13 protein-coding genes are annotated in these 12,002 nt (G+C 30.3%); 9 read left to right on the top strand and 4 right to left on the bottom strand.

Features of this window, described 5'->3' with window-relative positions:
* Positions 1 to 72: 72 nt before the first annotated feature.
* Complete coding sequence (locus Q4528_RS02925; RefSeq protein ID WP_046466441.1) at positions 73 to 915, top strand: aldo/keto reductase; 843 nt, start codon at positions 73 to 75, stop codon at positions 913 to 915.
* Between the two features lie 160 nt (positions 916 to 1,075).
* Entirely contained in the window at positions 1,076 to 2,182 is a 1,107-nt protein-coding gene (locus Q4528_RS02920) for a glycosyltransferase family 2 protein (RefSeq protein WP_046466442.1), read from the top strand.
* A gap of 119 nt (positions 2,183 to 2,301) precedes the next feature.
* On the opposite strand, the gene Q4528_RS02915 is transcribed toward Q4528_RS02920, so the two are convergent.
* From Q4528_RS02915 to queC, 4 genes are all read right to left on the bottom strand, one after another.
* Positions 2,302 to 2,886 (bottom strand): hypothetical protein, encoded by a 585-nt coding sequence (locus Q4528_RS02915; RefSeq protein WP_029056457.1) that lies wholly within the window; start codon positions 2,884 to 2,886, stop codon positions 2,302 to 2,304.
* 103 nt (positions 2,887 to 2,989) lie between these two features.
* Positions 2,990 to 3,703, bottom strand: a complete 714-nt coding sequence (gene queE, locus Q4528_RS02910; RefSeq protein WP_017637528.1) for a 7-carboxy-7-deazaguanine synthase QueE — start codon at positions 3,701 to 3,703, stop codon at positions 2,990 to 2,992.
* Positions 3,703 to 4,122: a 6-carboxytetrahydropterin synthase QueD gene (gene queD / locus Q4528_RS02905; RefSeq protein WP_029056459.1), complete on the bottom strand. Its 420-nt coding sequence runs from the start codon at positions 4,120 to 4,122 to the stop codon at positions 3,703 to 3,705. The genes queE and queD overlap by 1 nt, the downstream gene beginning before the upstream one ends.
* Positions 4,123 to 4,124: 2 nt before the next feature.
* The gene (gene queC, locus Q4528_RS02900) at positions 4,125 to 4,796 is read right to left on the bottom strand and encodes a 7-cyano-7-deazaguanine synthase QueC (protein WP_208969778.1); all 672 of its coding nucleotides are present in this window, start codon (positions 4,794 to 4,796) and stop codon (positions 4,125 to 4,127) included.
* Between the two features lie 408 nt (positions 4,797 to 5,204).
* Between queC and Q4528_RS02895 the strand changes: the two genes are divergently transcribed.
* The 7 genes from Q4528_RS02895 (at position 5,205) to ltaS (ending at position 11,864) form a co-directional block, all read left to right on the top strand.
* A complete protein-coding gene (locus Q4528_RS02895) occupies positions 5,205 to 5,798 on the top strand; it encodes an anthranilate synthase component II (protein WP_046466444.1) in 594 nt (197 codons plus the stop codon).
* Positions 5,782 to 6,927: a chorismate-binding protein gene (locus tag Q4528_RS02890; protein ID WP_046466445.1), complete on the top strand. Its 1,146-nt coding sequence runs from the start codon at positions 5,782 to 5,784 to the stop codon at positions 6,925 to 6,927. The genes Q4528_RS02895 and Q4528_RS02890 overlap by 17 nt, the downstream gene beginning before the upstream one ends.
* Positions 6,927 to 7,535, top strand: a complete 609-nt coding sequence (locus Q4528_RS02885) for an aminotransferase class IV (RefSeq protein WP_046466446.1) — start codon at positions 6,927 to 6,929, stop codon at positions 7,533 to 7,535. Before Q4528_RS02890 ends, Q4528_RS02885 begins: the two co-directional genes overlap by 1 nt.
* Positions 7,536 to 7,578: 43 nt before the next feature.
* Positions 7,579 to 7,785: a hypothetical protein gene (locus Q4528_RS02880; RefSeq protein WP_046466447.1), complete on the top strand. Its 207-nt coding sequence runs from the start codon at positions 7,579 to 7,581 to the stop codon at positions 7,783 to 7,785.
* 20 nt (positions 7,786 to 7,805) lie between these two features.
* A complete protein-coding gene (gene pxpB / locus Q4528_RS02875; protein ID WP_046466448.1) occupies positions 7,806 to 8,513 on the top strand; it encodes a 5-oxoprolinase subunit PxpB in 708 nt (235 codons plus the stop codon).
* The gene (locus Q4528_RS02870) at positions 8,501 to 9,505 is read left to right on the top strand and encodes a 5-oxoprolinase subunit C family protein (protein WP_046466449.1); all 1,005 of its coding nucleotides are present in this window, start codon (positions 8,501 to 8,503) and stop codon (positions 9,503 to 9,505) included. Before pxpB ends, Q4528_RS02870 begins: the two co-directional genes overlap by 13 nt.
* A gap of 418 nt (positions 9,506 to 9,923) precedes the next feature.
* Positions 9,924 to 11,864 carry a polyglycerol-phosphate lipoteichoic acid synthase LtaS gene (gene ltaS, locus Q4528_RS02865; protein ID WP_029056464.1) on the top strand — a complete coding sequence of 647 codons (1,941 nt, stop codon included), beginning with the start codon at positions 9,924 to 9,926 and terminating at the stop codon, positions 11,862 to 11,864.
* Positions 11,865 to 12,002 lie beyond the last annotated feature (138 nt).

Here is a 12,002-nt window from a genome sequence, read left to right as displayed (position 1 = left end):
CGTGTAATATATTATGGTATACAAATTCTTACTAACGTGAACAACTAGATTAAGAGAAAGAGTGGGATATTAATGACAATTAATGATACGCAATACTTAAATAATGGTTATCCTATGCCTTCAATTGGATTAGGTGTGTATAAAATAACTGATGACGAAATGAATGAAGTGGTCAATTCAGCAATTGAAGCGGGCTATCGTGCTTTTGATACGGCATATTTCTATGGTAACGAGCAAGCGCTCGGCCATGCACTTAGTCAAACTGATGTTGACAGAGAAGATTTATTTATTACCTCTAAATTATGGAATGATTACCAAGGTTATGACAGTACGATTCAATATTTTAACAAATCGTTAGAAAATCTAGGATTAGATTATTTAGATTTGTTTTTAATTCATTGGCCTTGCGAAGACAATGGCTTGTTCATTGAATCTTATAAAGCATTAGAAACGTTATACCATGAAGGAAAAGTCAAAGCAATTGGTGTTTGTAATTTTAAACAACATCATTTAGAAAAATTAATGCAGGAAACTGATATTACACCTCAAATTAATCAAATCGAATTACATCCGTATTTTAACCAACATGAATTACAACAATATTGTGATGATCACGATATTAAAGTCACTGCGTGGATGCCATTAATGAGAAATAGAGGTTTATTAGATGATCCAGTAATTTTAGATATGGCTAAAAGATATAAGAAAACACCTGCACAAATTGTGCTTCGTTGGCATTTAGCACATAATCGAATGATTATTCCTAAGTCTAAGACGCCAAGTCGTATTAAAGAAAACTATGATATCTTAGATTTTAATCTTGAACTTACAGATGTAGCTCAAATCGATAGCTTAAACCAAAATGCTAGACAAGGTAAAGATCCAGATGAAGTAGCTATAGGAGATTTAAAATAAATGTATTGAGTTTTAAGTAAAAATTTAATGATAGAAAGAGAGTATGAGTAACATTAAGGCGATATTAAGATTTTGTAAATACAAGGGCTTTAACTAGATTATCTTATTTACTACTTGATAAACTTATACTAAACCATTTTGTAGAAAAGGATGTCGTTGAATGAAGATAAGGGTCATCATTCCTTGTTTTAACGAAGGAGAAGTCGTATTAAAGACATATGAAAAATTGACTGAAATAATGAAACAAGACAGCGTGGATAAGCAATACGAATACGATTTGCTATTCATAGATGATGGCAGTAAAGATTCAACTATTGATCATCTACAAAGTCTGGCACTTGAAGATCATCAAGTAAAATATATTTCGTTTAGTAGAAATTTTGGTAAGGAAGCTGCTATGATTGCTGGTTATCAACACAGTCATAGTTGTGACGCAGTTATAATGATAGATGCAGACCTTCAACATCCACCTCAATTTATTCCACAAATGATTGAAGGATATAACGAAGGTTATGATCAAGTAATTGCTAAGCGTGATCGTAAAGGTGAAAATTTTGCGAGAAAATCAATGACTCGCATGTACTATAAGTTAATTAACGCCTTTGTAGAAGATATCCAATTTGAAGACGGTGTAGGAGACTTTAGGCTATTAAGTAAACGTGCAGTACAGTCACTTACATCTATGGATGAATATAATCGTTTTTCAAAAGGGTTATTTGAATGGATTGGTTATAATACGAAAGTGTTCACATATCAAAATGTAGAACGTGAAGCAGGTGAATCAAAATGGTCATTTGCTAAATTACTTAACTACGGAATTGATGGTTTAATTTCATTTAATAATAAACCATTGAGAATGATGATTTATCTTGGAATGTTCACATTTTCTTTAAGTGTTCTTTATATCGTATATTTACTAATCAATATAATAATTTCTGGTGTTAATATACCTGGTTACTTCACTACTATTGCAGCGATTTTACTATTAGGTGGTATTCAGTTGATGTCGATTGGTGTCATTGGTGAATATATAGGACGTATCTACTATGAAGTGAAACGCCGACCTAAATATATAGTTCAAGCTACGAATATAGAACCTGATCAAGAATCAGAAGCACATAACACAAATGATAATTTAAAAACTACTGAAGCTAAAAAAGAACAAACACATCACTATAATCAAATTAAAAGATTAGATTTAAATAGACAACAAACGTCATACCAATCTTCACAAAATAACGAAAAATATAAAGAGCATGTACATTAAATAAACTCACAAGTATAGGGATATCACTTATACTTGTGAGTTTTTAATATTGTGGTTGAGACTTTAATGATTTTATAATTGAATAAATAAAAAAAGTAACATTTATAAGTTGATAAATGTTACTTAAATATATGTTGCCAGATGATAAACAACATGAATAGTACATATATAATAGTAAATACATACCAAAATGGTGTAAGTATCATCATAGCAATAAACGCAATCATAATTATAATTGTACCAATTGTAAGTGGGTATTTAATAGATTTTAAAAATGGTAAATATTCAAGTTCTGATGATTCGAACGTACCTACAAATAATAAAATGGCACCAATAAGAAAAATTGCAGGTGCTAAATATGGTAATGACATGTAGAGTGACTGTTCACTTGATATATTTGTAATAAACTGAGATAAACTCACTACAATTGCAAATATCATTGCGATAAATTTTTGATCTTTTATGATAAAAGGATGAATTTTTTTGTTTAAATAGAGTTGTAATAATGCCCATGCAATTAACAAAATCATCGTATAGATTGATATGAAATTATATTTTGACACGATAAACAAATCAATAATGGCATTAAGAGAAATAGCTATTAATATGGAGCTAAATCTAAGTTGTTTAAATTGGTGAAAATATAAATCAAGTCCGACTATGAGCAATACTACGGCAATATTAATTAATAAATATAAAATCATGATGTGCTCCTATCCGCAATATTTCATTCAATTATTATATCAATTAATATAAAGTTAATCATTATATAACACTCGAAAATGTTAAAGTTATATTAACTAAATTTTAAACTCCCTTCATATTACTCCATAATAAAGTATGCAATTGAGGTAATACGTAAACATTGTTCATATCACTACTTGTCATTACACGGTCTACTAAACTTTCATAGCGTTGTAGTAATTTGGCAGTATGGTTATCAACATTATCATCTAAATACGGGTTGCCTACTTGTAAATAGAAAGGAATAGTAGGGTAACGATGATGAATCATTTTAGCAAAATCAAAATCATCTTCCTCAAAGATGACCACTTTTAAATTTAATGATTCAGGTACGCATTGCTCAATAACGCTATCTAAAATATCTAAATTAGGTTTCATTTTTGAACTTGGTGGTTTAGGGCTGATAGTTAAATCATTGATTTGAGTCATCCAAGGTTGGAATTTACTACCTTGAGTTTCTAGAGCAGTTTGAATATGATGTGTTTCGAATAGATCAACCAATTCTTGAATTCCTTTTATAAGAGCGGGATTACCACCAGAAATCGTTACATGGTTAAAGTTATCTCCACCAACTTCACGTAATTTGGCATATATTTCTTCAGCAGTCATTAATTGAATATCTTCTTTTGCGCTTCCATCCCAAGTAAAGGCTGAATCACACCAACTACAACGATAATCACAACCTGCAGTGCGTACAAACATTGTTTTTCTACCTATAACACGACCCTCTCCTTGAATGGTTGGACCAAAGACTTCTAATACAGGTATTTTAGCCATTATTGCTCATCCTTAGGACGAAATACGACATAACTTGTAGGCGTCTCGCGCAAGTATACTTGAACGCACTTAGGATTATTATCTTGTTCATTAAGGTATGATTGAACCATTTGATAAATTGTTTGAGCGACAATTTCAGTAGAAGGACTTTTGCCTTTGAACTCTACTAAATCATTAAGTAAATAATGGTCGAACTGTCCATGAATCAATTGTTTTAAATCGCTGAAATTCACTAAAAAGCCATTGTGATCTAATTCATCTCCAACGATAGTAATATTTACAAAATACGTATGACCATGGGTACGCATACATTTTCCAGCATCTTCGCTTGGAATATAATGAGCTGCTGAAAAGTTAAAATCTTTATTAAGTTCGAATTGATATGGGTGACTAACACTAGGATAAATTTGTTGTAGCATACTTATTTTACTCCTTTTTGTTCAAGATATTGTTCAAGCCCTCGTGATCTAAGTTGACAGGCAGGACATTCGCCACAGCCATCTCCAATAATACCGTTATAACATGTTAATGTATTTTCACGAATGTAATCTAACACACCAAGGTTATCAGCAAGTTCCCATGTTTGTGCTTTATCTAACCACATTAAAGGCGTGTGAATAACGAAATCACGATCCATTGATAAACTTAAAGTCACATTCATTGATTTAATAAAACTATCACGACAATCAGGATAACCAGAGAAGTCAGTTTCACAAACTCCGGTAATAATATGCTTAGCTTTAATTTGATAAGCTAATGCGCCAGCAAATGATAAGAATAGTAAATTACGTGCTGGTACAAAGGTGTTTGGAATACCATCTTCTGTCTCTTCGATTTTTAAATCATGTTGTGTTAAGGCATTAGGTGTTAGCTGAGATAAAAGTGACATATCTAAAATGTGATGTTCTACATTTTGCTCTTGTGCAATTTTTTTAGCCACTTCAATTTCAGTATCATGTCTTTGACCATAATTGAATGTAACAAGTACAACTTTCTTGAAATGTTTTTTTGCGTAGAATAAACACGTCGTACTGTCTTGACCACCACTGAAAACGACGATAGCTTTGTTATTATCTAATTTGTCTTGAACCATTCATATTTCCCCCAGTTTATCTTTGGTTATTAGATCCGAAATTTTAAGCATAAAAAAAGCCTATCTCTATAAAAAAGATAGACGAAAGATTATGAATACACATATAATTTTAATATAAAAAGTTAAAAAGATATGTCTATTTATAATTTGAAATTAAATTCAGTGTCTAGTTTTTTATAGAGGGTTTCGGCTAGGAACCTCTGATAAATATATTTTGTACGCACCATAGAATAAACTAATTCATATGTAAAATCAAGAGAATTTTTGTGATAATAGTGTTAAAGATATATATAAGTCAGTTACAATAAGTAGTTTAATAGCAAGCATGACACGTTTTTACAATAAGTCATGCACCTAACTGTGATTTAATGAAATGATTGAATAATATTAATTAAATGGAGCGAAATTATGATAGTAGTGATAGATAATAAAGATTCATTTACATATAATTTAATAAACTATTTTAAAATAGCTACTAAGGAACCAATTAAAGTCATTGACATAGATGATTTAATATTAGAAGAGTTAGTTGCATTTAACCCCAATGCCATTGTTATTTCACCAGGGCCTGGAAGACCAAGTGATTACCCCAAATTGTATAAGGTGATTGAAACATTTTATCAACAAGTTCCTATATTAGGAGTGTGTCTAGGTTTTCAAGTTGTTTATGAATATTTTGGTGGTAAGATTGTACATCGCAATAATCCGATACATGGTCATACTACAAAACTCAGTCATCAACAATTAGGTATTTTCAAGGGTATACCTCATTCGTTCAATGTTATGCTGTACCATTCTCTTATGGCAGATAAAGAAACGTTACCAAATGAATTAAAAGTCACAGCAATAGGCGAAGATGGTGTTATTATGGGCTTGCAACATCAACAGTATTCAATCTTTGCAGTACAGTATCATCCTGAATCAATTTTAAGTGAGCATGGTTATAATCAAATTCAAAATTTCCTTGAAATCGTAGGTGAGAACAGTGAATATAGAATTTAATTATCGCTATTATATAGATGAAGACAAATATGAAACCTATCACATTCAATTAAATGATTATCACAAGAAATGTATTGCTACTCAGTTAAGTGAAGTTGGCAAAGTTGTACAATTTGCTGAAACACAACAGCAACAAGGTTATTTTGTGGCTTTATATTTAACATATGAAGCGGCACGTTATTTTAATCCTCAAATGGCTGTATGTGAAATAGAAGATAAAGATATATTAGCGGTTGCCTATAGTTTCAATTCAGCAAAAGAATTACAATATAAATCACCCAATAGTACACCATACGATAATCAACATGATTTTCAATTTGTAGAATCTAAACATCAAATGAAAGAGAAAATTCGACATATCCAACAAGCTATTGTTGAAGGCGATACATATCAAGTTAATTATACGTCACGTTTAACTGACAATATTTATTATTCTATTGAAAAGTTATACGAACAATTAACAGCAACAGGAAATGGTAATTATACGGTGCTACTAGATACGGATGAAGTCAGTGTCGCATCCATTTCTCCGGAATTATTCTTTCAAAAAGGTCATTTTAAAAATGAAGATAATATCATTGTTAGTAAGCCCATGAAAGGGACTATACCAAGAGGAGATAATGATAAAGAGGATTATAATAACTATCTTCAATTACAACAATCAGATAAGGATAAAGCGGAAAATGTGATGATTGTCGATTTACTAAGGAATGATATATCTCGAATTGCAGAAACAGGTTCTATTATAGTTTATAAATTATTTTTTATAGAAACTTATCACACTGTATATCAAATGACGAGTATGGTAGCTGGAAAGTTATCTACTAATGTGACACTTAAATCAATATTAGGAGCTATTTTCCCTTGTGGCTCTATTACTGGTGCACCCAAAATTAATACAATGCGATTTATTAAAGAATTAGAACAAAGACCAAGGTATATATACTGTGGAACAATAGGATTGTTAATGCCAAATGACAAAATGATTTTTAATATACCAATTCGTACAATTGAATACCGACATCAACAAGCTATTTATGGTGTTGGTGCTGGAATTACAATTAACTCCAATCCTGATTCAGAAGTTCAAGAATTCCAATATAAAACTAAAATATTGGAGAGATTATAATGTATTTGTTTGAAACGATGAAATTGGAAAAAGGCCAAATCTCACGTTTAATATATCATGAAGATAGAATACAACGATCTAGTAAAATGCTTAATATCCCATTTGATCAATCTAAATGGGATGACTTGATTCAAACCATTCAACATCAATATAATCAAGGTATTTATCGCTTAAAAGTAATGTTAGAAGAAAATGGAGAATTAGAATATGTAGTAGCCCCTTTATCTTCTAAGTCTCAATTTACTGCAACAATAGTACCTGAACATAATGGTAGTTCTCATTTAACTAAAATCAATAAGACATCTAATCGTAATCATGTAACGTATCGTTTAGATACAGACTTAGCTCTTATATATGATAAAAATGGAAAGATTTTAGAATTTGATATCGGCAATATAATGATTAAGGAAAATGGTAACTATTATACACCGCAATATAATGAAGATTTTTTATTAGGATGTATGCGTCAGTATTTAATTGACCATGGTAAATTGAAAGAGAAAAATTATTATATTGATGATTTTATAAATAAAGTAAAAGGTAACGAAATAGAAGTATTTTTGTTGAATAGCCTTCGAGAGGTTGCCGATGTAACAATTTATCTTTAAAATTAATTTTAAGAATAGTAAATCATAATAAACGGAGAAAATAATGGCATTAGTATGGATAGTAATATTAGTAGTTGTAACGGTTGTTAATAAAGTGATTATTGATCGATTAATACACAAAAATTCATATATATTAGCACGTATTGTTGCAACGATTACTACTGTATGTGTCATTATATTAGTTTATTTTTTGATTAAATCACTTATGCCTATTGTTATTGAACGTATGAACGTATTTTATCATCAATAAAGACTTTTTGAGGTGAAGGTATGAAAATTTATAGTCAAGGCGATCAAGCCATCGTAGTATCTATAGAGAAAAAGGTGTCTAAGGATCTTACAGAAGATTTATTAGCCTTGAGAACATATTTAAATGAAAGAAACTATCCGTTCATCACAGAAATAATTCCAACAGAATCGGATATGATGATTATATATGATGCACGAGATATGATTAAACATCACCATATACAATCACCTTTCTTATATATGAAAGCACTAATAGAATCGATTCAATTAGAAATATCACATAATGATCAAAATAAAGAGCCTATTCAAATCCCTATAGTATACGGAGATGAGTACGGACCAGATTTAGACGCTTTATTAAAACATTTTAAAATCGATAAATCTCAATTTATACAACTTCATTCAGGAAGTGAATATTTTGTATCAATGATGGGCTACTCACCAGGATTTCCATATTTAACGGGTATGAATAAAAAATTATATGTAAATCATACTAGTACTAAAAAGAAATTTATCCCAGCAGGTTCTGTTGTTATAGAAGGAAAGAAATGTGGCATCGTCACAACTGATACCTACAATGATTGGTTAGTTATAGGCTACACACCATTACAACTTTTCTTCCCTAATAAAACGGATTTTGCCCTTTTAAAATTAGGCGACAATGTTCAATTTATTGCAAAAGAGAAAAACGATTTGAATATAGGAGACTTGAAGACATGTCAATCATAATAGAAAATAGTGGTCTTTTTAGTAGTTTTCATGATTTTGGGAGATACGGCTATGAACATAATGGAGTAATTCCTGGTGGTGCACTAGATAGTTTATCGCATGAAATCGCTAATCGCTTAGTTGCTAATGATAAAAATGAAGCAACATTAGAAATGACTCAAAAAATGCCGAAGATAAGATTTACTGAACCTACTTTAATTGCTTTGGCAGGTGGAAATTTTAAAGCTGAAACGAAAAATATGAAAATTTACCCATATAAGCTTTATTTAATGAAAAAAGATGATGTTTTGAGATTTGAAGAAACGAGTCGAACATCACGTGTATATTTAGCTGTTGGTGGAGGTTTTGATTTAGAAGAATGGTTAGGTTCAACTTCTACAGATTTTAATGTGAAAATGGGAGGATATGAAGGTAGACAATTAAAAGATGGTGATCAAATCGAAATGAAACGACAATATAGCGATCGTCATCAAAAACTATTTGAGAATCTCTCAGACAAACGACAAACAGATTGGGGCGTTGACGGTTACGCGCTATCTTTTAATTATATGTCAGATGTATTTCATGTTATTAGAAACAAAGGTTCAGAAGATTTTAAAGAGAATGTATTGCAACGCTTTACTTTGAATAATTACAAAGTATCAAGCAAAGCTAATAGAATGGGAATGATATTAGAAGGACAAAAAGTGAAAGCTTATTATGAAGATATGCCAGCGCATCAATCTGTTAAACGAGGAACAATCCAAGTTAAAAGGGATGGAACACCAATCATTTTATTAAATGATCACTATACATTAGGTAGCTATCCTCAAATTGGGACAATTGCGAGCTACCATTTAACAAAACTAGCACAGAAACCAACAGGTTCTAAACTGAAATTTCAATTTATTGATATTGAAACAGCAGAGAAAAATTTAATAAAATACAGTAATTGGTTAAATCAACTGTTCCATGGTATAGAATATCGAATGCAATTGGAAATGCTAAAATAAATTATATAGTAAAAAAGTTCATGCTTAAGACTGATGTCTATAAATATAATCAATAATTAAAATATATGAATAAACGAATTGATGAGTATGATAATGAGAGTAAACATTTCTAAAAGTGTGTTTTTACTTGATATTTGGGTTGACTTCCTTTATATTAATATATTGAGCTATGTATTTTGTTACAATATGATTACATTCGTCATATTAATCTTAATAAAAAATTAACATCAATTATATAGTAGCTAGTTAATAAATTAATCTACTAGCTATTTTTAACGTCAAAATAAAATGTTTAGTGAATTTTTAAAATTATAGATTGTTTTAAATCATTGAAGATAACTTGTAAATAAGTTGGAAATGGCATTGTTTAGAGTTTCTGATATTGATGATTTATTAACAATTAACGGAGGAAACAAACATGAGTTCTCACAAAAAGAAGATAAGTCTTTTTGCGTTTTTCCTGATGATGGTATTTACTATCACCTTGAAGACGTATTTTTCCTATTATGTTGATTTTTCTTTAGGTGTTAAAGGGTTAGTACAAAACTTAATATTACTGATGAATCCATACAGTTTAGTTGCACTCATACTAAGTGTGTTCCTATTCTTTAAAGGTAAAAAGGCTTTCTGGTTCATTTTTGTTGGAGGATTCTTATTAACGTTTTTACTATATGCTAACGTTGTATATTTCAGATTTTTCTCTGACTTTTTAACATTTAGTACATTGAATCAAGCAGGTAACGTTGAATCAATGGGCGGTGCATTAGGTGCTTCATTTAAATGGTATGACTTTGTATACTTCATTGATACAATTATTTACCTATTTATTCTGATTTTTAAACGTCAATGGTTAAGTACAAAAGCGTTTAGCAAAAAGTTTGTGCCAGTTGTTATGGCTGTATCAGTCGCACTATTCTTTTTAAACTTAGCTTTTGCGGAAACAGATCGTCCAGAACTATTAACTCGTACATTCGACCATAAATACTTAGTTAAGTATTTAGGACCATTTAACTTCACTGTATACGATGGTGTCAAAACGATTGAAAACAATCAGCAAAAGGCATTAGCATCAGAAGATGACTTAACTAAAGTGTTGAATTACACGAAACAAAAACGAACAGAGCCAAACCAAGAATATTATGGTGCAGCTAAAAAGAAAAATATCATCAAAATTCATTTGGAAAGTTTCCAAACTTTCTTAATTAATAAGAAAGTAAATGGTAAAGAAGTAACACCATTCTTGAATAAGTTATCAAGTGGTAAACAAGATTTCACATACTTCCCTAACTTCTTCCATCAAACTGGTCAAGGTAAAACATCTGACGCAGAGTTGACAATGGATAATAGTATATATGGGTTACCACAAGGTTCAGCATATTCATTAAAAGGTGACAATACTTATCAATCATTACCTGCTATTTTAGATCAAAAGCAAGGTTATACTTCAAATGTTATGCATGGTGACTACAAAACATTCTGGAACCGTGATCAAATTTATAAACATTTTGGTATAGATAAGTTCTATGATGCAACATATTATGATATGTCAGATGACAATGTTGTTAACTTAGGTTTAAAAGATAAAGTATTCTTCCATGATTCAGCGAATTATCAAGCTAAAATGAAAAAACCATTCTATTCACATCTAATTACATTGACTAACCATTATCCATTTACATTAGATGAGAAAGACGCCTCAATTGATAAACCTAATACAGGTGATTCAACTGTAGATGGTTATATTCAAACAGCACACTATTTAGACCAAGCATTAGAAGAATATGTAACTGATCTGAAGAAAAAAGGTCTATATGATGATTCAGTAATTATGATTTATGGTGACCACTATGGTATTTCTGAAAATCATAATAATGCTATGGAAAAATTATTAGGTGAGAAGATTACACCAGCTAAATTTACTGATTTAAACCGTACTGGTTTCTGGTTGAAAATTCCAGGTAAATCTGGCGGCATTAATAAAGAATATGCAGGTCAAACAGATGTAATGCCAACAATTTTACATCTTGCTGGTATCGATACTAAGAACTATATTATGTTTGGTACTGATTTATTCTCTAAACAACATAACGATGTAGTACCATTCAGAAATGGTGATTTCATTACTAAAGACTACAAATATGTAAATGGTAAGTTATATTCTAATAAGGATAATGAATTATTAACTAAAAAACCAAAAGACTTCGAGAAGAATAAAAAACAAGTTGAAAAAGACTTAGAAATGAATGATAGTTTACTTAATGGAGATTTATTCAGATTCTATAAAAATCCAGATTTCAAAAAAGTAAATCCATCGAAGTATGAATATAAAACAGGACCTAAAGGTAATGAGAAAAAGTAATTGATATAAATTAAAATCCGAATTGAGCGTATTTGCTCAATTCGGATTTTTTGTTCTATTTGCCTTCGTTTTAAAACTCTATTTATAGGAATTTTTATATGGAAATTGCATATTTAATGATTAGAAAAGAACCAATGA

Origin of the sequence: Staphylococcus pasteuri (genome assembly GCF_030547725.1) — a bacterium.
In the GTDB taxonomy this organism is placed as follows: Bacteria; Bacillota; Bacilli; order Staphylococcales; family Staphylococcaceae; genus Staphylococcus; species Staphylococcus pasteuri.
This window is presented reverse-complemented; position numbering and strand designations above follow the sequence as displayed.

Excerpts from the sequence above, each read along its gene's own strand:
- pxpB (WP_046466448.1), top strand. The coding sequence starts at position 7,806 with ATGAAAATTTATAGTCAAGGCGATCAAGCCATCGTAGTATCTATAGAG.
- Q4528_RS02880 (WP_046466447.1), top strand. The coding sequence starts at position 7,579 with ATGGCATTAGTATGGATAGTAATATTAGTAGTTGTAACGGTTGTTAAT.
- Q4528_RS02895 (WP_046466444.1), top strand. The coding sequence starts at position 5,205 with ATGATAGTAGTGATAGATAATAAAGATTCATTTACATATAATTTAATA.
- Q4528_RS02870 (WP_046466449.1), top strand. The coding sequence starts at position 8,501 with ATGTCAATCATAATAGAAAATAGTGGTCTTTTTAGTAGTTTTCATGAT.
- Q4528_RS02885 (WP_046466446.1), top strand. The coding sequence starts at position 6,927 with ATGTATTTGTTTGAAACGATGAAATTGGAAAAAGGCCAAATCTCACGT.
- Q4528_RS02920 (WP_046466442.1), top strand. The coding sequence starts at position 1,076 with ATGAAGATAAGGGTCATCATTCCTTGTTTTAACGAAGGAGAAGTCGTA.
- Q4528_RS02915 (WP_029056457.1), bottom strand. The coding sequence starts at position 2,886 with ATGATTTTATATTTATTAATTAATATTGCCGTAGTATTGCTCATAGTC.
- queC (WP_208969778.1), bottom strand. The coding sequence starts at position 4,796 with ATGGTTCAAGACAAATTAGATAATAACAAAGCTATCGTCGTTTTCAGT.
- queD (WP_029056459.1), bottom strand. The coding sequence starts at position 4,122 with ATGCTACAACAAATTTATCCTAGTGTTAGTCACCCATATCAATTCGAA.
- queE (WP_017637528.1), bottom strand. The coding sequence starts at position 3,703 with ATGGCTAAAATACCTGTATTAGAAGTCTTTGGTCCAACCATTCAAGGA.
- ltaS (WP_029056464.1), top strand. The coding sequence starts at position 9,924 with ATGAGTTCTCACAAAAAGAAGATAAGTCTTTTTGCGTTTTTCCTGATG.
- Q4528_RS02925 (WP_046466441.1), top strand. The coding sequence starts at position 73 with ATGACAATTAATGATACGCAATACTTAAATAATGGTTATCCTATGCCT.